The organism is Singulisphaera rosea (assembly GCF_054877945.1).
Genome location: NZ_JBTYIP020000004.1, coordinates 357,075 through 380,629, shown reverse-complemented (window position 1 = coordinate 380,629; position 23,555 = coordinate 357,075). Strand labels below are relative to the sequence as shown.

Sequence of the window (23,555 nt, the reverse complement as noted above, 5' to 3'; positions counted from 1 at the left end):
TCTTCAGGTCGCTCTGTGTTGTGGGTGCGTTTGCTGGAAACGCTTCCAGCAGATCGCCAGGGGAGTCTGCAAGTCCGACCACCATCGCCGATAGATTCCCCGGGTTGAGTGGAGCTTGGCACGATGGGCGGGATTACGATCGACGCTCTCCCGTGCGATACGTTCGGCCTCGGTGAGCACCTCGCCAGTACGAGCCGTGGCCACGATCCGGGCGAGAAGCCGGGTGGGCTTGAGGCGCGACCACGCAAGAAGGAAATCGGCGCTGAGCAAGATCCCCGGTTCATCGAACAGGAAGTGCCTACGGTCGCCGAACAACAGTCCGTTGGCGAGGTACTCGTTCTCGTCCAGCGCGTCTGCGACTTCGCCCAGGCCGAGCCAAAGGGCCTTCTGCAACTCGAGTGGCTCGGCGGGAGACCACTTCCATGTGGTCCTCGCCCATTCCATGAGCTGAAGGCGGAGGCGGCTCTTGTAGCTGGGGTCTGGTTGTTGTCCGGAGAAGTCCGGATGGGCACGCTCACTCCAGGTCGTCTCGTCGTCGATGTCGAAACCCTCGTTGGCCAATACGTAGCGGCGCGCGACCGGGTCGTCGAGTCTCGCTCGGTGTTCGGCGAAGGGGATCTGGTCGAACGGCTGGGGCGCGAACCACTGGCGGGCGAGGTCGGGTAACTCGTGGCGGAATCGCCAGGCCAGTTCGACTTCCTCGCCGGTCACTTCATGATGAGGTTCCATCCGCCCGAGCAATGATCGCGCTCGATCGGCTCCCCTCGGGTCTCCCGCGTCCAGGAGGACGAGGACGGCCGCGGGGTTCGGCCAATCGCCGTCGATGAGTCGTTCGGCGAGGCGGACCCAATCCGCGGTGGTCGCCCACGTGTCGTAGGTGGGGTCGAAGCGACGGGAACCGCGATAATCCCAGATGGTCCGGTCGTTGCGAAGATACTCGGCGAGTGTTTGATCGGCGAATGCGTCCAAGTCGGCGATGGTCGCTGGATCGAGGGGCCGGAGAAGTGGATTGCGTATCGGAAGGGCAGGCGCAAGGTCTCGCTCGGGCAAGCTCGCCGACGTGCTCCCGTCTCCCAACGCCGAGACACATGCGTCGGCGAACGATGGATGCGACGCGAGGAGATGCCGGATCGCCTGCTCGGAGGACGCGGTTCGCAGGAGGTCGGTGAGCACGTCACCGACGGGCAACTTGACTTCGCGATGTGTCCGCCCGAGGTACCAGGTTGCTGAGATGCCGGGGGCGATCGAGTAAGGACGCATCCGCTGCACGCCCCAACCGAGGCGTGACGCGGCGGATTTGACGGCGTCGAGGACCGATCGACGGGCACTGTTGAGCCGCAGGTACTCGTCGGCGAGCTGGTCGGCGGCGGCCTGGATTCCCAGGGTCCGGACTCGGCGGGCCAGGTCTCGCGAACGGCGCGGGATGCGGAGGTTGTCTTCCTCGTCGTCGAAGGCCAGGGTGATCGAGCGGTCGGAGATGTCGCAGTTGGCCGTGACTTGTGGGAGCCTGTCGGCCAGATGAAGCAGGGCACGGCCAAGACGGCCGGTCGGGATCGCCGCTTCGGCCAGCGTTTCGGGCGACGCCAGATTGGCCTCATCCTCCATCGCCTTGCACAACCCGGCAGCGAGAAGGATCGAGCGCAACGTGTTGGATAGGCCGATCTCGTGGGGGGCGTCGGGCCAATCGCGCTCGGTGGGGGGAGGGCCGTCCATCGCCAGATAGCGGTCGATCTGGAGACGGTCCGGCGGTTCGCCGAGGATGGTGTTCTCGTAGCATGCGGCAACAAGTCGGTCCATGTCCTGTCCGCTTATGGCGCGGGCTGTGAGGTAGGGGCCGACGCTGATGCTGGAGGAAACACCGCCCGTGGTCAGTACGCCCCATTCTCCGCTGCGTCGCCGATCGACATAGATCGCACGTCCGGCGAGGTCGTGCCGGATCGCGTGGAGCACGGACGTCCGCAGGCGGTCGATGCGCTCGAATTCCTCGATCAGCATCGCCACGTCCGGCTGAGGCCCACGGATCGGCACGGACGATGTCACTTCGCCGGGGAGGATCCAGAAGACATCACAACCGTCCCCGAACTCGATACCGACGCCCCCCTCGGTGGAAATCGTAGGCCGATTCCGCTGGCGGGAGAAGGCGACGAGTTGTTCTTGCCAGCTCATTGGTCGCTCACGAGAGGCATAGGACAAATTCTGGGGCGATTATGAATGGGACAAGACCACCGGGTTTGTGGTTCACGGGATCGGATGCCCGACGATCACGACCTGGGGCCGTAAGGCCGGGGGTTGCTGGTGCCTCATGACCCGGGACCCTCTCTGTGAAACAGCCTGTCTCGGTGTTACCTTGGTGGCGCGATCGTGGCACGCGGACTGGGCCCTCGGGCCGTTCAGGCCCCGGATTTTCGTTAACGAAGGCGCATTATTTCATGAAGAAGGCCGATGCCGGAACCCTCCTTTGACGTACGCCCCGTGCTTTGGGGGCGGAGCTCGGTCCGCAGGATCATTTTGGGGATCGGGGCGGTCTTGGCCGTGATGACGATGGGGGTCGTCGGGTATGTCGCGCTCGGGTGGCGCGTGCTCGATGCGCTGTACATGGTCGTGATCTCGATGTCGACGGTCGGGTTCGGCGAGGTTCAGCCGGTCGTGACGACGGCGGCTCGGCTGCACACGATGGCCGTCATCGTGCTGGGCTCGATCGCGGTCACATTCACCCTGGCGGGGTTCGTGCAGTTCCTGGCCGAAGGGGAGATCCAGAAGCTTTTGGGGCATCAGCGCATGCGTCGGCAGATTCAGATGCTGTCGGGTCACACGATCATCGCAGGGTTCGGGCGGGTCGGGGCGCTGGTGGCGGAGGAACTGGCGGCGGCGGAGATGCCCTTTCTGGTGATCGAACGCTCGCCCGAGTCGATCACCGAACTCGAGCGTCTGGGGTATCTGTATATCCAAGGGGACGCGACCGAGGAGTCGGTGTTGGAGGAGGCGGGGCTCGAGCGGGCCAAGGTCCTGGTAGGGGCGATGGCCTCGGATGCGGTAACCGTCTTTATCACGCTGACGGCGCGGCAGATGGCCCCGGACGTCATGATCGTGGCCCGGGCGGAGCAGCCGACGACGCCGAAGAAGCTCAGGCAGGCGGGGGCGGATCACGTCGTCTTGCCCGCGTCGATCGGGGCCCATCGGATCGTCTCGCTGCTGACGAACCCGACGGCCGTCGAGTTCGTCGAGCTGGTGACGCAGCGTTCCCACCTGGCGATCCAGATGGACGAGCTGCCGATCCGGAAGGGGAGCCCCCTGGTCGGAAAGAGCTTGCGCGACGCGGACATCGGGCGACGCACGGGGGTGATCGTCATCGCCGTCAAGCGGGCGGATGGGCGGGTCGAGTTTCCGCCGAGCGGGGATGAGCCGTTCGGGATCGGGGATAGCATCAACGTGCTCGGGAGGAGCCCGAACCTCGACCAGCTCCGGCGGGAGCTGGCGATTTGACGAGGGTGGATCGGTCGGCGGAGGGGTCCGTTTGGACGGCCTTTGGGATGGGATCCTGGGTGGTTTACAGGCCGGACGTCCCCGGCTACGATTGATGTTGCGATCCAATTCTTTCGCGGACACGGCGAGACGCCGTAACCCGACGCTTTTCTTCCGGTCTCGTTCCGATAAGAAGAGGGCCTCACATGGGACAAGCGATCGTCAACCCGGACGACCTCCGGCGGTTCGCCACGCAGCTCCAGCAGTTCAACAACGACCTGATGGGCTCGATGTCCGCCCTCCACGGGCAGCTCACCGGCTTGGGCGCCACGTGGCGCGACCGCGAGCACGACAAGTTCGTCGAGGAGTTCGAGGTCACGATGAAGGCGGTCACGCACTTCGTCGACGCGACGAACGAGCACATCCCCTTCCTCCGGCGCAAGGCCGAACGCATCGAGGATTACCTGAATCAGCGTTAAGGTTGGGGGGCGATCATGAGCCAGGCCAATGTCCGCTCCGTGGACGCGATCAAGGATTTCAAGCTCGCGATGATCGCCTTCGCCGAGGACGCGCGCAACGCCCTCGGCGGGGTCGAGATGGAGATCCGGCACGTCCGGAACTGGCTCGAACGCGATCAGCTCGCTTACTGGAAGGCGCAGATCAAGCGCTGCAATGAGATGGTCGCGGAGGCGAGGAGCGAGCTCCATCGTCGCAAGCTGAGCCAGGGGAACAGCGACGCGGTCTCCGACGCCGATCAGAAGGATGCCCTCCGGCTGGCCCAGAAGCGGCTCCACGAGGCCGAGGAGAAGGTCGCTCTCATCAAGCGTTGGATCCCGATCCTGGAGCACGCGACCGCCGAGTACCACAGCCAGTCGCAGCCCCTGGGCGACCGCCTGGCGGGGCGGTTCGAGGCCTCGGTGGCTCTGCTCGAGCGGATGATCATCGCGGTCGAGCAGTACCTGGCGATGAACGCCCCCACGGGCATGCTCGTGCCTGGGTCCGCGGCCGTGACCACGGGTGGCCCCGCCCCCGCGGCGAACAAGGTGGCCTCGGCGGCGACGAACGGGGAGGCCGCGCCCGCGACGGCCCCGGCCCAGGCCCAGGCCGCTGCCCCCGGCGCTGCCCCGGCTCAAGGGGCTCCGGCCGCCGCCTCTTCGGCAGCCTCGGTCCCGGAGGGCGAGGGGAATGTCGCTGGGGAGCCGGCTACGCAGAAGACAGCCGTGGGTGCCTCCTGATCGGTGCGTCGACCGGAATAGGTGTGTGTCCCGAAACCCGGTTTTTTCTTAAAAACCGGGTTTCTGCCACCGTCAAGGTCGACCCCTCGCGGGATGTCATCCTCGACCGGCACAGAAACCCGATCTTTAAGAAAAAAATCGGGTTTCGCGACGGGCTTTCTATTCTTTTTATGCAAATGAATTGATGAACCAACCGGCGCGATCGCGCCGTCCACTCGACCCGGACGAGTCGCCGATCTCGGATTCCTTCGACCACCTCGGGGAGGACGACCATGAGCGCAGGCTCCGCCCGTCTGAATCACACGCTCAAGACCTTGCGCGAGCGCTGGGACATCGCGAAGGAAAAGTGGAGCGACCAGGTCTCACGCGACTTCGAGAAGAACCACATCGATCCCCTGGAGCAGCAGGCGGTCACCGCGATCCGAGGGATGGAGAAGATCGCCGAGGTCCTCGGTCGCGTCCGGCAAGAGTGCCGGTGACCGCTATGGCTCGGGGAGTGAGATCGGTGCAGAGGCGGACGGCGAGGGCGTCACAGGTTCCCCCTCCGCGTCCGTCTCCAGCGAACCGTGTAGGGTGGGCACCGCCCACCAGTCTTTCGCGATGCCGGTGGGCGATGCCCACCCTACGAAAGGCTCACGGGTTCCTAACACGGTTTTCGCCCCATGAGTTGACCGACAGTTCGCACGTCGAGGCCCGCCTCTATCCCCCATCTGCCCCGCCTTGCGGGCGCTCGAACCACGGGTTTGGCCAACATGTCTGACATGATCTTGCAGCAGAAGGAAGCCGAGTCCTTGCAGACGCTCGAGCGGCTCTCCGCCGAGCGCGCCAAGGCGGAGTACGAGACGGAACGCGGGTTTCGGATCCGGAAGGAGACCGAGGAACGTGGCTTCCAGGAGGCGTTCGAGAAGCTGACGTCCACGGGGAAGGCGGAGATCCGCGCCACCGAGGCACGCTACCAGTCGGTCAAGGCCGAGCTCAAGTCGAAGTTCGCCGCCGAGCGCGCGGCGGGCGACGCCGAGTATGCCGAGGTCCGGCGCAAGATCGCCGCGAAATCCGCCTCCGCCCGGAAGTCGGCCAAGAAGGTGTATGAGGAATCGAAGTGGCAGATCCTCGCCGTCTTCGAGGCGGCCAAGGACAACGTGCTCAGACGCTACAAGCAGGCCGACGGCGAGCTCGCCGCGGCCCTCGAGCAGCTCCAAATCATCCGCGAAGACTCCGAAGGCCTCGTCCAGGTCTGCCGCAAGTTCCTCCGCTCTCCCGCCGAGGAGAACGTTACGCCGCCCGAGGTCACCACGGGCGAGGATCCCCTGGTTGATTTGCATGCGAAGATCAAGCAGGCCGAGGAACAACTCGTGCCGTTGAGCAAGATCTCGCTGCTGAACTTCCTCCAGCCCCAGCAGTTCGTCTGGCCCTTCATCCTGCTCGCCGGGGCACTCGCGTATCCCCTCGGCACGACCGTGGGGTGGCCGGTGGGAGTGTCGGTCGCCTGTGTCCTCGGGATCGTGGCCGGGGTCGGCGTCCGCATTTGGCTGAACTCGATCGTTCGGGGGAAGATCGAGAAGCTTTTCCCGCCGTTCAACACGAGCCTCCTGGAAGCCGACGTCATCGCCAAGCGTTGCGGCGAGTTCATCAAGGCGAACTTCGAGCAGGGCAAGGTCGAGATCGAGCAGCGTCGGGAGGGCGACACGAAGGCCGCCGAGGAGAAGTCGATCCGCTCGATCGCCGACGCCGAGAAGAAGGCCGACGAGGACAATAAGCAGGCCGACGAGAAGTATCCCGCCCAGTTCAAGGAGATCGAGCAGCGCCGAGTCGAGGCGGTCCAGCAGGCCGACGAGCGCTATCCGAAGAAGATCGCAGAGCTCAAGGAGAAGCTCGAACGCGAGTCGAACCTCCTCCAGGAGAACTATCGGGTCCAGAAGGAGACCACGCAGAAGGCCTACCTCGACGCCTGGACGAACCTGATCGACCGCTGGAAGCAGGGGACGGCGGCCGTCCAGGCGACGGTCGACGAGGTCAACGAGGTCTGCAACCACCTCTTCTTCCCCTGGCACAGGGAAGAGCCCGAGCAGTGGGAGAGCCCCAAGGCGGTCCCCCCCGCGCTCCGGTTCGGCGAGTTCACGATCGACATGGAGCAGATCCCGAACGGGATCCCCACCGATCCTCGGCTCAAGGGGCTGGCCGCGACCAGCTACACGCTCCCCGCCCTGGTCCCGTTCCCGACGCTCGCGTCGATGCTCATCCGGATGTCGGACAACGGCAAGAACGACGCCGCGCTGCTGCTCCAGGCGATGATGCTCCGCTACCTGACCTCGATCCCCGCGGGCAAGGTCCGGTTCACCATCATCGACCCGGTCAGCCTCGGCGAGCACTTCGCCGCGTTCATGCACCTGGCCGACTACAGCGAGCTCCTGGTCAACAGCCGGATCTGGACCGAGGCCTCGCACATCGAGCAGAAGCTGACCGATCTCCAGGCGCACATGGAGAACGTGATCCAGAAGTATTTGCGCAACGAGTTCGAGACGATCGAGGATTACAACATCCACGCCGGCGAGGTTGCCGAGCCGTTCCGGATCCTCGTGGTCTCCAACTTCCCCGCGAACTTCAACGAGTCGGCGACTCGTCGCCTGATGAGCATCGCGAGCAGCGGGGCCCGTTGCGGCGTCTTCACGCTGATCTCCGTCGACACGAAGCTCCAGGTCCCCTCGGGGTTCCAGGTGAAGGACCTCGAGCAGTACGCGGTGAACCTGACCTGGAAGGAAGGCAAGTTCGTCTGGCGTGAGGAGAACTTCTCCAAGTTCCCGCTCCAGCTCGACAAGCCGCCGACGCCCGACGCGGTGACCAAGCTGATGCACATCGCGGGCGACCGGGCCCGGAACGCCAACCGCGTCGAGGTCCCGTTCGAGTTCATCGCGCCGAAGCCCGAGGAATACTGGACCTACAGCACCTCGAAGGGGGTCGACGTGCCTCTCGGGCGGGCCGGGGCCACGAAGCTCCAGCACATGAAGCTCGGCAAGGGGACCTCGCAGCACGTCCTCATCGCCGGCAAGACGGGCTCGGGCAAATCGACATTGCTGCACGCCTTGATCGTGAACTCGATCCTGCGTTACAGCCCCGACGAGCTCCAGCTCTACCTGATCGACTTCAAGAAAGGCGTCGAGTTCAAGGTCTACGCCGCCTACCAGCTCCCGCACGCCAAGGTGATCGCGGTCGAGAGCGAACGCGAGTTCGGCCTCAGCGTGCTCCAGCGCCTCGACCTCGAGCTCAAGGCCCGCGGCGATAAGTTCCGCGACCTGGGCGTCCAGGACCTCAACGGCTATCGCCAGATCGAAGGCCAGCCGCCGCTCCCGCGGATCCTCTTCGTCGTCGACGAGTTCCAGGAGTTCTTCGTCGAGGACGACAAGATCGCGCAGGACGTGACGCTATTGCTCGACCGACTCGTCCGCCAGGGTCGTGCGTTCGGCGTCCACGTCAACCTCGGCTCGCAGTCGCTCGGCGGTGCCTACTCGCTGCCCAGGGCGACGCTCGGCCAGATGGCCGTGCGTATCGCGCTCCAGTGCAGCGAGGCCGACTCGACGCTGATCCTCAGCGAAGATAACTCGGCCGCCAGGCTGCTCACCCGCCCGGGCGAGGCGATCTACAACGACTCGAACGGCACGGTCGAGGGGAATAACTTCTTCCAGGTCGTCTGGCTGTCGGACGACAAGCGGGAAGACTACCTCACCAAGATCCAGGAGATGTACAAGGCCTGGGACCGCCCGCCGGTGGAGCAGATCGTCTTCGAGGGGAACCTCCCCTCGATCGTGGCCAAGAACCTCCTGCTGGCGGACCTTCTCCAGGCCCCGGACTGGCCCGAGCCGCCCAAGGCCGACTTCGCCTGGCTCGGCGAGGCGATCGCGATCAAGGATCCGACCGCGGCGATCTTCCGCCCTCAGAGCGGCAGCAACGTCCTGATCGTGGGGCAGAACGCCGAAGAGTCCTTGGGGATCATGGCCACCATGATCGCCGGCCTCGCGGCGCAACATGTGCCGGCCAATCCCGCGAATCCAGGGGTCGGCGTCCGCTTCGTCCTCTTCGACGGCACGCCGGCCGACTCGAGGTTCTCGGGGATGCTCGCGAAGATCGGCGAGTCGATCCCCCACGGGATCCAGGACGCCACCTGGCGAGAGCTCACCCCCGTCATCTCCCGGCTCGCCGCCGAGGTCGACCGACGTCAGGCCGAGCCCGGCGACACCTCACCCATTTATCTCTTCATCTTCGACCTCCAGCGCTTCCGCGACCTCCGCAAGGGCGAGGACGACTTCGGCTACGGCCGCTACGGCGAGGACAAAGCTCCATCCGCCTCGAAGCTCTTCGGCAATATCCTCCGCGACGGCCCGCCCGTCGGCGTCCACACGATCATCTGGTGCGATAGCCTTAACAACCTGAACCGCACCTTCGACCGCCAGGGGCTCAAGGAGTTCGAGATCCGCATCCTCTTCCAGATGAGCATGAACGACTCGAGTGCGCTCATCGACTCGCCCGCCGGCGGCAAGCTCGGCGAACACCGGGCGATCTTCTTCAGCGAGGAAGAGGGCAAGATCGAGAAGTTCCGCCCCTACGCCTATCCGCCCGACGAGTGGCTGGCGGAGCTCAGCCAGCACCTGAAGGGCCGCAACCTACGCTTCCCGCCTGCGCCTTTGCCGGAACTGACTTCCAACCCCGCGCCTTCGTCCTCGCGATCGTCGGCTTCGGACTTCGATGGGGCTCCGCCGCCTCCTCCGCCCTCGTCATTCTTCGACGATGCCCCGCCCCCTCCGCCCCCCTCGTCGTTCTTCGACGATGCACCGCCGCCGCCTCCGCCCTCGGAGTACACCTCGTTGCCGTCGTTCAGCGGTGACTTCGGGGCGATCACGACGGAGGAGGACGACTCGTCGTCCGAATCCTTCGAGGAGTACGAGGCCAGGCTCAACGCCAAAGAGTCGGCGAATTCGCCCACGAATGGATCTCACCCCGATCACGGAGAGAACCGAGTGGGCTCGGAATCGCCGACCTCAGCCGTGAATGGTTCCCACGCGGAGGATCGCGAGGGCGACTACGCTCCGGAGACGCACAAGCCCGAGGAGTCTTGATCGGGCTTCAACTCGACGTTGGGGCCGTTGCGGGTCGTCTGGCAAAGACGGCCCGCGCAGGCCCCTGGCCTCCGTAGAGGAGGAGCGTCGCCGAGTGGGGACCTTCGGGACGGATGCGAGCTCGCAAGGTCTCGGGCGTCAGGTCGACGCCTCGGGTCTTGATCTCGAGGATCCCGACGCCGTGCTTCGCCACGAGCCGCTTGAGGATCTTGATGTCGGGCGAGACGACGTCGAGGACTTCGAACGCCGCGAGGAAGGGGGACTCGACCCGTTGCGCGCTGGTCAGGAAGTCGACCCCCCAGGCGCATCGGCTCAAGGCGTGGGAGGCCGCGAAGCCGTCGAGTAGGCCCGCACGGAGCAGGGCAGGGTCGGGGTCGTAGATCCAGGTCGAAACGTCGCCTGCACTCGCAACGAGGTGTGAAGGACCGTCGCGGTCGGTCCAACTCACCCCGAGCGGGAGGATCGTCGCACGTCGTCGACAGGTGGCGAGTCTGCCGAACCACACCGTGGCCTCCTTACATTCTCCTCCCAAACTGATCAACTCGACCTCATAGGCCGGGTCGGAAAAATGGTCGGCGAAGTCGCTCGCGGGCCCGAGCTTGATTGAGCCCCCATCGACCCTTGATGACAGGTCGCGGAGGAACGCGAGCCCCGGCACGTAGTCGCGGAGGTCTCGGGCGCGTGTCGCGGTCTGGGCACGGCGATCGGGATCGACGTGGACCAGGCTCCCGCTCGGCAGCCCGAAGTTCTCGGCGAGGCATTGGATCGGCGTGACCCGGTCGCCGACCTCGTAGACCTCGGCGTTCCACCTGGCCCGGAGGCCCATGCCCCGATCGGCGTCGACGGCGAGGACTCGAGCGTCCGAGGCCAGGGCCAGGGTATCGCCGCCGATCCCCGAACAGAGGTCGACGACGAGGCTCCCCGCGAACCGCTTCGCCTTGTGGCGGGCGACCGGTTCGGCGGTCGCCTGCTCGAGCCCGACCGTGTCGAACCACATCCGATCCGCCCTGGAGAACTTGGCCCGTCCCCGACGCCGGGTATTCGCCAGCGAGAGCGCCGCGGAGACGCACTCGGGCGAGGCCTGCTTCCTCCATCGAGCCAGATCCGCCGGCCCCGGGGACGATTTCCCAGCGACATCGACCAGCAAGGCCCGGCCTTCGTCGGTGTTGAGGACCCAAGCCTCGGCAACCGCATCACCCGTCGCACGCATCCCGATTCCTCTCGTGGAGTCGACCTGCCCTCCATTAGAATACACGAGGCGAGGAGAGTCGGTGGGTCGGACCCGCCTGGGCGTCGGCCCGAGGCCTTCCCGCCGAACGATCCGGGACAGCGAGGCCGATTGTGATCGCGACGCACGAAGAGACCGGTTTCCCTGCACCCCCTGCGATCCTCCGAGAGCCCCTGTCGCTCGGCCGACTGGCGATCCCCTCCCGGTTCTTCCTCGCCCCCCTGGCCGGCTATACGAGCCTCGCGTTTCGCCTCGCCGTCCGCGAGTGCGGCGGGCTCGGGTTGGCGACGACCGACCTCGTCAACGCGCGTTCGATCCTCGAGCGGCGGGCGCGGGCCTTCGAGCTGGCGGAGACCTGCCCGGAAGATCGACCGATGTCGATCCAAATCTATGGCCATGTGATCCACGAGATGCGCGACGCCGCCCGCTGGGCGGTCGACCAGGGCGCATCGGCCGTGGATATCAACATGGGCTGTCCCGTGAACAAGGTCGTCAAGACCGGCGGCGGGTCGGCCCTGATGTGCCAGGCCGACGCGGCCGTCGCCCTGGTAGAAGGGGTCGTGACCGCGGTCGACGTCCCCGTGACGGTGAAGATGCGGCTCGGGTGGGACTCCGAGTCGTTGACGGCACCGGCACTAGCCCGGGCATTCGAGAAGGTCGGTGTTGCCGGGGTGATCGTCCACGGTCGGACCCGCGAGCAGGGCTTTCGCGGGGACGTGAACCGCGATGGGATCCGCGCGGTGGTCGAGGCCGTCGAGTCGATCCCGATCGTCGGCAACGGCGACATCCGGACCCTCGCCGACGCTGCGACGACCTTCCACGAGACGGGTTGTGCGGCGATCTCGATCGGCCGAGGGGCTCTCTCGAATCCCTTCCTGTTCCGCCAACTCGTCCACTGGGCCGAGCACGGGACCCCCGGGCCGGAGCCCACGTTCGAAGATCGCGTGGGACTCATGTCCCGTCATTTCCACGGCCTCGTGGATCGCCGAGGCGAGCGCCTGGCGTGCCTCCAATTCCGCAAGATCATCAAGTGGTACAGCCACTCGATCCGCCCGCCGAAAGCCCTCTATCACCGCTTGATCAATCTCGGAAGCGCCGACCTGTTCGACCAGACGGTCGCCGCGATCCTCGAGGCGGGCCCGGCCTCGCCGATCCCCGGCCACTTCGAGCCCAAGGTCCCCGTCCCCACCGGGCCTATTGATAAATGGTGAGCCGTTGTCGGGTGGGCCTCGCCCACCAGCATTCTGGAAGGCTCGGGGTGTGGTGCCCGCCTTACTTAAACTGAGCGGCAATGACCTGCTTCAGTGGTCCGCGGGAAAGAGGGCATCGACGGCGAATGTCCAGCCAGGCACGGCGGGTTCGGCGTTCGCAATCCGCCCACGTCGAAAGACTTCGGGGTTCTCAGGACGGTCGGTGCGATAGGATCGGACGATGTTGTCGCTCAGAAGGTCGACGTCCCAAACGACGAGAGTGCCCGCGGCGAAATAGTCGTCTCGCTTCTCCGCCATCTCCCGCTCGGCGGCCGGTCCGTAGTCGCCTTCACGTCGAACTTCGACCGCAAACCGCGGGGCTCCTTCGAGGAATCCCATCGACAACGCACCGGTGAAATACGCGGCATCCGGGCTGAATGACTTCCGGTGCGGCAGGTCCACCAGGAAACCGACATTGTCGGGGATAGCGTGTCCCATTCTCGTTCGACGGGAATACTCATCAAGGCTAATAGTGATTTCCATCCTTGCGAGTCCAGGGAGTCCTCCCGAGGGAGGTATCAGGACCAGTTCCCCGCGGACAAGCTCGGCCTTTCCGTTCTCGGGGACGTTCCGCAGGTCCTTGACGGTCGCTTCGGTTTTCGGGCTCATCGTTGCTGAGCACAAATAGTGATGGGATGTGGGGACACCCTGTCCGACACCCTCATTTTGGCGAGGCGTATATGATTCGACAAGGGAACGTCCCCGGGGGTGCGGTCGCTTGTTCGAGGCGGTGACGCCCCCTATGATGCAGAGAGACGACGCGCCCGAAGGTCCCCAGGGGCGGGGCGCGCCCATCTCTCCGTTTCCCATAAGAGGGAGTGCGACCCATGGCGACCGCCACCGAGCCCCGGCGCAAGACGCGTCGGGCGTTGCAGACGAAGCTTTTGATCGACGGGCAGTGGCGTGACAGCCTCAGCGGCCGGACGTTCGAGACGATCAACCCGGCGACCGAAGAACACATCGCCGATGTCGCCGAAGGGGACGCCGCCGACATCGACCTTGCCGTCAAGGCGGCCCGAAAGGCGTTCGACTCCGGCCCCTGGCGCAAGATGGATGCGCGTGACCGTGGCCGATTGATGAACAAGCTCGCCGACCTGATCGAGACGAACATCGACGAGCTGGCCGAGCTCGAGACCCTCGACAACGGCAAGCCGATCGGCGAGAGCCGAAACGCCGACCTTCCGCTCGTCATCGACTGCCTCCGCTACTACGCCGGCTGGGCCGACAAGATCCACGGCCAGACCATCCCGATCCGGGGCAAATACTTCTGCTACACCAAACGCGAGCCGATCGGCGTCGCGGGGCAGATCATCCCCTGGAATTTCCCGATGCTGATGGTCGCCTGGAAGTGGGGCCCCGCCCTTGCGGCCGGCTGCACTGTGGTTCTCAAACCCGCCGAGCAGACCCCCCTCTCGGCCCTCCGACTCGGCGAGCTGGCGCTCGAGGCCGGCTATCCCGCGGGCGTGATCAACATCGTCAACGGCTTCGGAGAGACCGCCGGCGCCTCGCTGGTCGCCCATCCCGGCGTCGACAAGATCGCCTTCACGGGCGAAGGTCGGACCGCCCAGATCATCATGAAATCGGCGGCCGACACCATCAAACGGATCACCTTCGAGCTCGGCGGCAAGAGCCCGAACATCGTCTTCGCCGACGCCGACCTCGACGCGGCCATTGAAGGGGCCGTCCTCGGCCTCTACCTCAACCAGGGCCAGTGCTGCTGCGCAGGTAGCCGGCTGTTCGTGCAAGAGTCGGTCTACGACACGTTCGTCGAACGGCTCGCGTCGAAGGTCAAGTCGCGGAAGCTCGGCGACCCCTTCGACCCGGCCACGCAGCAAGGGCCGCAGGTGGACAAGGCCCAGTTCGACAAGATCCTGTCGTACATCGCGAAGGGCAAGGCCCAGGGTGCCCGTTGCGTCGCCGGCGGCGACCGGCATGGTGACAAGGGCTTCTTCATCTCCCCGACCATCTTCGCCGACGTCAAGGACGACATGGCGATCGCGACCGACGAGATCTTCGGCCCGGTCCTCTCGGTGATCAAGTTCCGCGAGATCGACGAGGTGATCGAGCGGGCCAACACCACCGACTACGGCCTCGCCGCCGCCGTCTGGACCCGCGACATCGGCAAGGCCCACGCCGTCGCCGACCGCGTCCGGGCCGGCACCGTCTGGGTCAACTGCTACGACGTCTTCGACGCCGCCGCCCCCTTCGGCGGCTTCAAGCGGAGCGGCATCGGCCGCGAACTCGGCGAAAAGGCCCTCGACAACTACACCGAGCTCAAGACCGTGACGGTCGCCCTCGACTGACCGGCTCGAGTTCCTCTCCGGGAGGGAACCGCCGCCCGGCCCACTTCGGCCGGGCGGTTTGCGTTCGAAGCCACGGAATGGTCGGAATTCCGATCGGGGGATTCCTGTCGCATTTGATTATGATTTCATTTGAGTGAAATCAACAGAATATCCGGTGATCTTATTCTCGTTGAGCGTGATGTCTCGCGTCTTGGCACCGAGACGGATGCCGATCCGAGACATGGGCGAGCGGGACTCGCTCACCTCGTTCTGTGCCAGGGTTACCCCTTCCGTCGTCCCGCGCACGTCGATGCCGACGCCATCGTCGGGGCCGCTGTCGATCACCTGGTTTTGTTCGAACCGGTTGCGGTGGGGGGCGAACGCCGTGATCTCGTCGCGGAAGAGGATGCCGACCTGGCCGCTCCGGGCAATCGAGTTGCGGCGGACCAGATTATCGGTGTCGCGATGGCCGATCGAGATGCCCGACTCTCGGGCCTCGACGATCGTGTTGTCCTCGGCGAGGCCGAAGCGGACGCCCCAGCAGAAGAAGATGCCGATCCGGTTCCGCTCCGAGCGGTTCGACCGGATGATGGGCCGCTGAGATCCCGAGCCGGGATGGTAGCCGAGGCCGTAGTTGTCGTGGCTGTGGCAACCCTCGACGAGGACGTCGTGGCAGACCTGCCAACTGAACCCATCGCCGTGGTTGTTCCTGGCGATCACCTTCCGGATTGCCACATCCTTGCAGTCCTGGAGGAAGACGCAGCCGGCGTAGTTGCCGTCGAGCTCGGCGTTGTTGGCCTTGTTGCCGTCGAGGGCCAAGTTTTCGATGACGATGTTGCTGATATTCTCGCCCGAGACGAGGGGGAAGAGCGTGGACGCGGTCGGTTCCCCTTTGAGCCAGAGGTTTTCTCGCAAGGCGCGGTCGAGCTTGAATTTATTGCCCGAACGCGCCACGAGCGTCCGCTTGATGACCACTTGCCCGCCGTTGTCCGCGTTCCTGGCCCGGAGACAGATGCCGTCGCCGAGTTGGAATCCGCGCGGATCTGTTAGTGTGATCTCCTGGTCATACCAGTCGGCGTCGGCCGCGAGTGTCGTCGTGGTCGAGGGTTCCTTGATCAGGACCGACTCCGCCCCGCTGCCGATCAGTCGGATCCGCGACGGGAGATACACGGCGTTGTGGAGCTTATACGTGCCGGGCAGGATCCGCACCGTGCCGCCCCCGCGTTGGGCGACGTAGTCGACGGCCGCCTGGAGGACCTTCTCCGTTGTACCCGAGAGGTCGCCGTCCTTGGGGCCGACGGACACCGTCAACATCTCGTCCCAGGTCGGCTCGACATGATCGCCCGAGATCGCTTTTGGATTTGTGATGGGGACCGGATTCTCGGGCGGGCTCGCTGCCTCGAGCATCCGGCCTGAGAGCAGGCCGCCGAGATAGGCGAGGCCCGAGGCTCGGAGCATTTGTCTTCGACTCGAGTGCGACCTTAGGTCGAAACTCATCGGCGGCTCCTTGATCGTTCGGTCGTCGGTCCCAAGGCGATCCAGACGCGGCTCCATTCGCTCTTGGTTGGAGAAAAGATTTTGGGATGAGCGATGTCCGAATTCAAGGCTCCAAGGGATCCGCAGTTTCGGGTTCGCCAAGTGCCAAGGCCTAACATAACGCCAGAGCGGGGTTTTCCTTATCATTCAATCTTTATGGTGCAGGCTCGTCACGAGGCAGAGAAGTCGTGTGGTGTGATGATGTATGCTGAAAATTGCCCACCCGACTTTCCACCTCTTTCGCCGACGAATTCGGTTGGCTTACGCCGGTGATGTCGATTCAGTAAAAGGCCCCGGCCCCAAGTTCGAAAAATCTCTGTCGTTTTTCCGTAATGATGTCGTCGAAAGGAGCCTTGATCGTGCGTTCTTGGGCGGCCCGTCCGGCCGTCTCCTCGTTCGCCTGATCGCCGGTCTCCTCGATGGTGAGCGTATAGCTTCCTCGCTTGGGGCTGCCGGTATAGGTGTCGAGGAAGAAGGCCAGCAGGAAGACATCGTTGTTTGGGGCGATGAGCCATGGAGACCGGAACGTGATCGATTTCCCCGGCGCCAGGACGATCTGGCGAATGGCGTAACAATCCTCCATGTCGGTGGGATAGATCACGACGACGCCGGGGTAGGGGTCGGCGTTGGCGCCCGTCTGATCGCTCATGAAGGCTTCGCCAGTGGCGGTGACCTTGTAGTATTTGCCTCGCTCCAACTCGACACGGACGGCCCCGTCGTTCGGTCGGTCATCACGTTTTTGGCTCATCCACGGCAAGTGGAGGGAGTTCCGCGTCGGGTCTACGATGATCTGCTTCCTGACACCCTGGCCGTCGGCGGGGGTCCAGTCGACGATGAAGTTGCCCCCGTTGGCGGGGACGGCTCTCGTTGGTCGTGTCTCCGTGGTCGCGGGACCGGACGGCTTTGAACGTCCGCCCTCGGGCTGCTGAGCCGACACGATTGCGCCGGCCGCGACGACTCCGAGCATGACGGCGGCCACGAACCCCTTCAGTTTGGTCAGCATCATGATCCTGCACGTCCTTTCATACAAGGAGATCACTGATTGAGAGAGGGGGTGGAGGCTTGCCACGCCGTCCGCAGAAAGGCCGGCCGCGGCGCGGGCCGTCGCCTGCATCAATCCGTGTCGGACGACGAGCGCCGAGCTCGCCGGCCGCGTGACCACTACGATCGCGGGGACCTCGACCCCTCGGCGGGCGAGTCTCTTGCGCAGCCGATCGCGGGCCCGAGCGAGGCGGCCCCGTATGGTGTCCTCGGTCACGCCGAGGCTGGCCGCCGCGGCCTGATACGTCATCGCTTCCAGGTAGCAGAGGACGACCGGCGCCCGGTATGTCTCGGGGAGCGAGGCGATCTCTTCGGAGAGGATCGCCCAGGCCTCGGACCGGGGATGATCGAGCACGACCTCGGGAGCCGGGCCGCAAGCCTCCGCGAGCTGTTGCTCGTGCCGGCACCGGCGGGCCGCGTCCACTCGTGCCCGGGCCGCGACCCGATGCGCCACGCCGTGCAGCCAACTTGCGAGCGAATCCTTCACCCAGAGCGATCTCGCCTTCCTGGCCAGCACGAGGAAGGTGGCTTGGAAGGCGTCCTCGGCGGCGTGCTCGTCGTTGAGCACACCATGACAGATACGGAAAACCATCGACCCGTGCCGCTCCATCAGCACCTCGAAGGCCGACTCGGCGCCGTCCTCGTGTCGGTTGGCGAACCGCGCCAGCAGTTGCGCGTCGGTCAGCCCGGCGAAGGTGCCCAGGTCCCACAGCCGATGAATCCGCCCGAGCACCCCGGCCCCTCGAACCGCCATGCCCGATCCCTCCGTGTCTCCGGGAGTCAGTCGATTTCTCTTGTAATGCCCTGACGCGGCTGGCGCCTCATGGAAATTCCGGAGGATTCGTGACGCGTCGAAGAACTGCCTGCGAGCCAGCCCCGGGGTGAGGTGGTAGGCCGACTTATCACTCGCCCGCGAGAAGGAAGCTAGCTTGGGGATGGGTGGGGTGCAGTTGAGGCTGTACGGGAGCGGCAGGAAAGGTCGAAGCACCAAAGGCTTCGTGGCGAGTCGACCGCGTGGACCGAATCGTCTTCGGTCCACGCGGTGATCGTGGGCTTAGGCGGAGAGCCAGGGGGCCGTGGCGCCGGCCTCGGGGAGTTTGATGAGGCTGACGCTGAGGATGGCGGGGTGGGCCTTGACCTCTTCGAGGGCGGCCTCGGGGGGGACGGAGTCGAGGTTCACGACGCCGATGGCCTCGCCGCCGGGCTGTTCGCGGCCGACGTTCATCTGGGCGATGTTGACGTTGTGGCGGCCGAACGTCGTGCCGATGAACCCGATCAGGCCGGGGACGTCGCGGTGGGTGAAGACGAGGAGGTTGCCGTCGAGGTGGGCATCGAGCCGGTAGGGGCCGAGCTGGACCAGGCGGATCGAGTCCTTGCCGAAGAGGGTGCCCGCCGCGAGGTAGGTCTTCTTCTCGGTGACGACCTCGGTCTGGATCATCGTGCCGAAGTCGCCGGGGTCGGTCGTCTTCTCTTCGATGATCGTGATGCCGCGGTCCTTGGCCAGGACCTCGGCGTTGACGAGGTTGACCTGATCTTCGAGGGCGGCTTCCATCCAGCCGGCGGCGAAGCTGGCGGTGATGAGCCGGGTGTTCTTGCTCGCGACGTCGCCGCGGTAGCGCAAGGTCGCGGACTTGACCGTCCCGCGGTCCATCTGGGCGTGGAGCATGCCGAGCCGACGGCCCAGGTCGAGGTAGACGCGCATCTCCTCGAGCTCGGTGCGGTCGAGGGTGGGCATGTTGACCGAGAACCGGATCTGGCCCCGGAGGAAGAAATCCGAGAGCAGCCGGGCGGCTTCGACCGCGACGGAAATCTGGGCTTCCTCGGTCGACGCCGCGAGGTGCGGGGTGACGAGGACCTGCGGGTGGTTCACGAGTACGTTGTCGGTGGGCGGCGGCTCGGGCTCGAAGACGTCGACCGCGGCGCCGGCGATCTTGCCGGCCGTCAGGGCTTCGGCGAGCGCGGCCTCGTCGATCAGGCCGCCCCGGGCGCAGTTGATGATCCGGACTCCCGGCTTCATCTTGGCGAGCTCGGCCTTGCCGATCAGGTCACGCGTCTCGGCCGAGAGCGGGGTGTGGAGCGTGATGTAGTCGCACTGGCCCCAGAGTTCGTCGAGCGGAGAGACGCTCTCGATCCCGAACTCGGCGGCGCGGTCGGCAGAAAGGAACGGGTCGAATCCGACGACCCGCATGTCGAACCCCTGGGCCCGCTTGGCGACGGCCAAACCGACGCGGCCGAGCCCCACGATCCCGAGGGTCTTGCCCCCGAGTTGCGAGCCCGTGAACTTGTTGCGGTCCCACTTGCCGCTCTTGAAACTGTCGTTGGCCTTGGCGACGTTCCTCGACAGCGCGAGCATCAGCGCCATGGTGTGCTCGGCGGTCGAGACGGTGTTCCCGCCCGGGGTGTTCATGACCACGATCCCCTGGCGGGTCGCGGTCGGGACGTCGATGTTATCGACGCCGACACCGGCTCGGACGATCACCTTGAGACGCGGCTGGTCCTGGAGGACCTCGGCCGTCAGTTGCGTCCCCGAGCGGATTACGATGCCGTCCGCGTCCTTCAACGCCTCGCGGAGGGCCTTCGGGTCGAGCTTGGTATTGACCACCACTTCAAGGCCAGGCTGGCCTCGGAGGATCTCCAGGCCTTCTTCCGCCAACTTGTCGGTCACGAGAACGCGATGAGACACCTTCGAATGCTCCCTTGGAAATGGGGCGTGTGGGAGGCACGCCCCGGCTTGGAGAGGGTTTACTCAATTGCTGCCGGCGATGGCCTTGCGGCCGAGCAACGCCTGTTGGGCCGCGGAGACCGCGCATCCGGGCGCGACCGGATAACCGAGTTCGTCGAGGACGATTTCGAGCGCCGAGAGCCCCGCCACGACGTCGAGCTCGTCGGTGTAGCCCATGTGGCCGACGCGGATGATCCGCCCCTTGAGCTTGCCCTGGCCGCCGATCGTGGTCACGCCGAACGACTCGACGAGCCTGGCACGGATCTCGACGTCGTCGAAGCCGTCGGGGACGACGAACGCCGTCAACCCCTCGGCGGGGCTGCTGCTGAAGAGCTCGAGCCCGAGGGCGCGGAGGCCTGCGCGGCACGCCTCGCTCATCCGTCGGTGTCGTGCCCAGACGGCTTCGATCCCTTCCGACTCGATTCGGCGGAGGGCGGTCCGAAGGGCGAGGATCAGGGTGTGGGCCGGGGTGAACGGTGTGTCCGACGCCTTCATGGCGGCGCGGGCGCGTTTCAAGCTCAAATAAAAACTTTTGGATTCGAACGCGTCGATCTTATCCCAGGCCTTCGGGCTCACGGCGACGAACGCCAGGCCGGGCGGGAGCATCAGGGCCTTCTGCGAACCCACGCAGAGCAGGTCGATCCCCCAGGCGTCGGTCTGGCACTCCATCGCGCCGACGCCCGAGATCCCGTCGACGACGAAGACGGCAGGGGTTGCCGCGACGACCTTGCCGATCGCCTCGACGGGGTGCCCTGTGGCGGTCGAGGTCTCGCTCAAGGTCCCGAAGACGGCGACCGCGTCGGGATGCTGTCTCAAGCCGTTGGCGACCTGGGTCGGGTCGACGGCGAGGCCCCACTCGGTGTCGAGGATGATCGGCTCGATGCCGAACGTCCTGGCGATCTCACCCCAGCGTGCGGCGAAGTGGCCCGCGTTCAGCACCAGGGCCTTGCCGCCGGGGGGGACGGTGTTGACGACCGCCGCCTCCATCGCGCCGGTGCCCGAGGACGTGAGGATGAGGACGTCGTGTCGAGTGCGGAAGACCGACTTGAGCCCGTCGACGACCTCGGCGATCGCGCCTTTGGCCTCGGCCGAGCGGTGGTGGATCACCGGCCTTGCCAACTCGAGGAGCACATCCTCGGGCACCTGGGCGGGTCCCGGCGTCATCAGGCGAGGCTTCCGCATCGAGCACAGACCCTTTACTTCCGGACCGGGCCACATTTAAGGAACCCAGTGTACTCTCCCGGGATGTCCCTCGGGAATGGCCTTCGCGTCTCGGGAGTCAGGGCATCGACTTGAGGGCGACGGGAATTCGGGCGAGTTTGTCCCGCACCGCGAGCGATCGAGATTGGATGCGGTCCCGAAACCCGTTATTCCTAAAACGGGTTTCGGGACCGACACTCAGCCTGTAGGGCTGGGGCTTCCGTGGCCGTGGCCGTGGCCGTGGGCCTTGGAGCCGTAGACGGCCTCCGCGGCGAAGACCGGCTGGCCGACGACTTCAGGGGTGTCGCGGCCGTCGACCCTGCGGAAGAAGCATGAGCGATAGCCTTCGTGGCAGGCGCCGCCGACTTGTCTGGCCTTGATCAGGACGACGTCGGCATCGCAGTCGATCCAGATCGAATCGACATGCTGGACGTGCCCCGAGGTCTCACCCTTGTGCCACGAGGATCGTCGCGATCGCGAATAGAAGTGGGTCTGGCCGGTCGCCAGGGTCTTCTGGAGGGCGTTCCGGTCCATCCAGGCCATCATCAGGACCTCGAGGGTCTCGGAATCCTGGACGACGGCCGCGACAAGGCCGTCGGGGGTCCATTTGATCTTCGCAAAGAATTCGGGTGCGGGGAGGCTCACGGGTCACGCTCGTTTCACGGTTCGCCGGTCAAGGCTGCGGCCCTCGCCAATGCCGCGGCATCCTCTTCAAGCCGGGCGCGTTCGGTCGCCCGCTCGAGGAAGGGACCCGCGTGGTCGACATAGCCATGGTTCAGGAGCTCCTCGGCGGCGTCGAGGAGAAGCAACGAGGGCGCGTCGGCGTCCTCCAAAAGGCCGCGGTAGTCGTCCAGGGCGGCGTCGGGATTGCCCGTCCGGGTGTGGATCTCCGCCGACCAGATGTCGTAGGTCCGGCGGTCTCGCCCTCCTCGCGTCTCCCGGGCCGTCTGGAGCCAGTCGAGGGCCTTACCGGGGTCGTTCACTCGAAGCGCGTCCCGAACGAGGATCGCGAACAGAGGTGGCGCGACGACAACTGCGTGCAAACCGGCATCTCGTCCCACAATCGCGACGGCGAACCGCGCGGCTCGGCGGTCGTCTCGCAACCCGGTGGCGGAGCGATAGGCCTCGATCACCAGTTCGAGGGGCAAGCTCTCGACGTCGAGCCGGTCGAGCTCCTCGCCGCTCATGCACGAGGCATCTTCCGAATCGACCGCGGCGGGATCCGTCAACTCCAGTCCGAGCCGACGACGGAGACGGTCGAAGGGGTATCCCTGGTACTGGGCGGCGGACCTGGGACGCGCCCCGAGTTGTTCGCGAACCTGAACGATGGCCGCCAGCCTGGCGCGAGCCGCGAGGCCGCCGTCCGCCGCCTCTCGGCTCTCGTCCAGCGGCGAGCGACCCTCGAGGCCCTTCCTGGGCAGGTGGATCCAGACATCCTCATAATAATGTTCAACCATCCCCCTCGAAAGCTGGGCTTCGACCGAGGGGTCGAGTCGTTGCGGAGGGCGGAATGACCAGACGGCCGCATCCAGGAGCGAGAGGGGCAGGGGGGTGGCTTCGCGTCGAGGCGCCGGGAGATCCTCGCCGATCACTTCGATCAGCCTGGTCTGGGCCCTTTCGAGCGTCTCGGCGTCGGGGCTGGAAAGCCGCAGGGACTTCGACGTCGCGACCACGGTCGCGAGCCGACGCGGGAGGTCGTCGACCGTCGTGGGGGGCGGGTCGTCCGACTTCGGCACGGGACGATCGAGCCACTCGAAGGCCTGGATTCCGGGGAACTGGGATTCGCCCGTGGTCGGGTTTCGTACCCCGGGCACGGCCTGGAGGTCATTGGCACGGGCGACGAGCGCCTCGGTTAACTGGTCGTCCCAATCGAAGGTGCAAGAGTATCGGTAGTCGTCGGCCAGGGCCTCGGCCCCGGCGCCTTGGCGGAGGGTCTCGGCGAGGGTCCACGCGTTGACGGCGTCCTCGAACCGGTCCGGAGCCTGGAGCCGGACGACGTGTTCGAGGCAAGAGATCGCCTCACCGTTCTGCCCGAGCCAGGCGAGGCAGAGGGCGCGATTGTACCAAGCGTCGGCGTCGGACGGGTCGTCGTGGAGGATCGCGGCGAACGCGTCGGCCGCGTCGTTGAGCTGCTCAAGGTTCTTCCCGCGGAGTCGGTCGTCCCAACGGGCCCGACGGTCGGTATCCCGGGGGGCGCGGAATCGGTAGGCGACCCGCGCCGAGACGGGGAGGTCGATCGCCGAGTCCAAAGTTGCGAGGGCACGATTCGCCGCATCGAAGTCGGGCTCCACTCGCAGCGCGCGTTGCCAGGCCGCCCAGGCGGCCAGGGGACGTTGGAGCTGGAGTTCGTTCCAGCCCTGGTGGACCAGGGCCAGGGCCTCGCCAGGCTCGGGAGCAGAGGTCTTCGGACGATCCACTTGCGGTCGAGACACCTTGATGCGTCCCCGTCTCCGATGGCGAAGCGGCTCATACGGGAATGGCGGTTGCGACC

General features: G+C 65.7%; 16 protein-coding genes. 7 read left to right on the top strand and 9 right to left on the bottom strand.

Features of this window, described 5'->3' with window-relative positions; genetic code table 11:
• Positions 1 to 3: 3 nt before the first annotated feature.
• On the bottom strand, positions 4 to 2,166 hold the full coding sequence (locus ACYOEI_RS10550; protein WP_462849421.1) for a hypothetical protein: 2,163 nt from the start codon (positions 2,164 to 2,166) through the stop codon (positions 4 to 6).
• 276 nt (positions 2,167 to 2,442) lie between these two features.
• Between ACYOEI_RS10550 and ACYOEI_RS10545 the strand changes: the two genes are divergently transcribed.
• The 5 genes from ACYOEI_RS10545 to ACYOEI_RS10525 all read left to right on the top strand — a co-directional run bounded on the left by ACYOEI_RS10545 (position 2,443) and on the right by ACYOEI_RS10525 (position 9,805).
• A complete protein-coding gene (locus ACYOEI_RS10545) occupies positions 2,443 to 3,483 on the top strand; it encodes a potassium channel family protein (protein WP_462849420.1) in 1,041 nt (346 codons plus the stop codon).
• 185 nt (positions 3,484 to 3,668) lie between these two features.
• Positions 3,669 to 3,941, top strand: coding sequence for a WXG100 family type VII secretion target (locus ACYOEI_RS10540; protein WP_462849419.1), 273 nt, complete (start codon positions 3,669 to 3,671; stop codon positions 3,939 to 3,941).
• Positions 3,942 to 3,956: 15 nt separating this feature from the next.
• Entirely contained in the window at positions 3,957 to 4,697 is a 741-nt protein-coding gene (locus tag ACYOEI_RS10535; protein WP_462849418.1) for a hypothetical protein, read from the top strand.
• A gap of 272 nt (positions 4,698 to 4,969) precedes the next feature.
• Positions 4,970 to 5,176 (top strand): hypothetical protein, encoded by a 207-nt coding sequence (locus ACYOEI_RS10530; protein WP_462849417.1) that lies wholly within the window; start codon positions 4,970 to 4,972, stop codon positions 5,174 to 5,176.
• A 273-nt stretch (positions 5,177 to 5,449) separates the two neighbouring features.
• The gene (locus ACYOEI_RS10525; protein ID WP_462849416.1) at positions 5,450 to 9,805 is read left to right on the top strand and encodes an FtsK/SpoIIIE domain-containing protein; all 4,356 of its coding nucleotides are present in this window, start codon (positions 5,450 to 5,452) and stop codon (positions 9,803 to 9,805) included.
• Between the two features lie 7 nt (positions 9,806 to 9,812).
• Here ACYOEI_RS10525 and ACYOEI_RS10520 read toward each other — a convergent pair whose 3' ends face one another.
• The gene (locus tag ACYOEI_RS10520) at positions 9,813 to 11,015 is read right to left on the bottom strand and encodes a class I SAM-dependent methyltransferase (RefSeq protein WP_462849415.1); all 1,203 of its coding nucleotides are present in this window, start codon (positions 11,013 to 11,015) and stop codon (positions 9,813 to 9,815) included.
• Between the two features lie 131 nt (positions 11,016 to 11,146).
• On the opposite strand from ACYOEI_RS10520, the gene dusB reads away from it, so the two are divergent.
• Positions 11,147 to 12,244 (top strand): tRNA dihydrouridine synthase DusB, encoded by a 1,098-nt coding sequence (dusB, locus tag ACYOEI_RS10515; RefSeq protein ID WP_462849413.1) that lies wholly within the window; start codon positions 11,147 to 11,149, stop codon positions 12,242 to 12,244.
• A 90-nt stretch (positions 12,245 to 12,334) separates the two neighbouring features.
• Here the strand turns inward: dusB and ACYOEI_RS10510 are convergent, their stop codons facing one another.
• Positions 12,335 to 12,892, bottom strand: a complete 558-nt coding sequence (locus tag ACYOEI_RS10510; protein ID WP_462849412.1) for a Uma2 family endonuclease — start codon at positions 12,890 to 12,892, stop codon at positions 12,335 to 12,337.
• Between the two features lie 218 nt (positions 12,893 to 13,110).
• On the opposite strand from ACYOEI_RS10510, the gene ACYOEI_RS10505 reads away from it, so the two are divergent.
• Positions 13,111 to 14,586: an aldehyde dehydrogenase family protein gene (locus ACYOEI_RS10505; RefSeq protein WP_462849411.1), complete on the top strand. Its 1,476-nt coding sequence runs from the start codon at positions 13,111 to 13,113 to the stop codon at positions 14,584 to 14,586.
• Positions 14,587 to 14,703: 117 nt separating this feature from the next.
• Here the strand turns inward: ACYOEI_RS10505 and ACYOEI_RS10500 are convergent, their stop codons facing one another.
• The 6 genes from ACYOEI_RS10500 to ACYOEI_RS10475 form a co-directional block, all read right to left on the bottom strand.
• The gene (locus tag ACYOEI_RS10500) at positions 14,704 to 16,062 is read right to left on the bottom strand and encodes a right-handed parallel beta-helix repeat-containing protein (RefSeq protein WP_462849410.1); all 1,359 of its coding nucleotides are present in this window, start codon (positions 16,060 to 16,062) and stop codon (positions 14,704 to 14,706) included.
• 319 nt (positions 16,063 to 16,381) lie between these two features.
• A complete protein-coding gene (locus tag ACYOEI_RS10495; RefSeq protein ID WP_462849409.1) occupies positions 16,382 to 17,896 on the bottom strand; it encodes an RNA polymerase sigma factor in 1,515 nt (504 codons plus the stop codon).
• A gap of 300 nt (positions 17,897 to 18,196) precedes the next feature.
• On the bottom strand, positions 18,197 to 19,825 hold the full coding sequence (gene serA, locus ACYOEI_RS10490) for a phosphoglycerate dehydrogenase (RefSeq protein WP_462849408.1): 1,629 nt from the start codon (positions 19,823 to 19,825) through the stop codon (positions 18,197 to 18,199).
• A gap of 63 nt (positions 19,826 to 19,888) precedes the next feature.
• Positions 19,889 to 21,046: a pyridoxal-phosphate-dependent aminotransferase family protein gene (locus ACYOEI_RS10485; protein WP_462849407.1), complete on the bottom strand. Its 1,158-nt coding sequence runs from the start codon at positions 21,044 to 21,046 to the stop codon at positions 19,889 to 19,891.
• 216 nt (positions 21,047 to 21,262) lie between these two features.
• Positions 21,263 to 21,709: a phosphoribosyl-AMP cyclohydrolase gene (hisI, locus tag ACYOEI_RS10480; RefSeq protein ID WP_462849406.1), complete on the bottom strand. Its 447-nt coding sequence runs from the start codon at positions 21,707 to 21,709 to the stop codon at positions 21,263 to 21,265.
• Positions 21,710 to 21,723: 14 nt separating this feature from the next.
• A complete protein-coding gene (locus tag ACYOEI_RS10475; RefSeq protein ID WP_462849405.1) occupies positions 21,724 to 23,496 on the bottom strand; it encodes a tetratricopeptide repeat protein in 1,773 nt (590 codons plus the stop codon).
• Positions 23,497 to 23,555 lie beyond the last annotated feature (59 nt).

Excerpts from the sequence above, each read along its gene's own strand:
- ACYOEI_RS10530 (WP_462849417.1), top strand. The coding sequence starts at position 4,970 with ATGAGCGCAGGCTCCGCCCGTCTGAATCACACGCTCAAGACCTTGCGC.
- ACYOEI_RS10520 (WP_462849415.1), bottom strand. The coding sequence starts at position 11,015 with ATGCGTGCGACGGGTGATGCGGTTGCCGAGGCTTGGGTCCTCAACACC.
- ACYOEI_RS10495 (WP_462849409.1), bottom strand. The coding sequence starts at position 17,896 with ATGGCGGTTCGAGGGGCCGGGGTGCTCGGGCGGATTCATCGGCTGTGG.
- ACYOEI_RS10485 (WP_462849407.1), bottom strand. The coding sequence starts at position 21,046 with ATGCGGAAGCCTCGCCTGATGACGCCGGGACCCGCCCAGGTGCCCGAG.
- ACYOEI_RS10550 (WP_462849421.1), bottom strand. The coding sequence starts at position 2,166 with ATGAGCTGGCAAGAACAACTCGTCGCCTTCTCCCGCCAGCGGAATCGG.
- ACYOEI_RS10545 (WP_462849420.1), top strand. The coding sequence starts at position 2,443 with ATGCCGGAACCCTCCTTTGACGTACGCCCCGTGCTTTGGGGGCGGAGC.
- ACYOEI_RS10505 (WP_462849411.1), top strand. The coding sequence starts at position 13,111 with ATGGCGACCGCCACCGAGCCCCGGCGCAAGACGCGTCGGGCGTTGCAG.
- ACYOEI_RS10535 (WP_462849418.1), top strand. The coding sequence starts at position 3,957 with ATGAGCCAGGCCAATGTCCGCTCCGTGGACGCGATCAAGGATTTCAAG.
- ACYOEI_RS10510 (WP_462849412.1), bottom strand. The coding sequence starts at position 12,892 with ATGAGCCCGAAAACCGAAGCGACCGTCAAGGACCTGCGGAACGTCCCC.
- ACYOEI_RS10540 (WP_462849419.1), top strand. The coding sequence starts at position 3,669 with ATGGGACAAGCGATCGTCAACCCGGACGACCTCCGGCGGTTCGCCACG.
- ACYOEI_RS10525 (WP_462849416.1), top strand. The coding sequence starts at position 5,450 with ATGTCTGACATGATCTTGCAGCAGAAGGAAGCCGAGTCCTTGCAGACG.
- ACYOEI_RS10500 (WP_462849410.1), bottom strand. The coding sequence starts at position 16,062 with ATGAGTTTCGACCTAAGGTCGCACTCGAGTCGAAGACAAATGCTCCGA.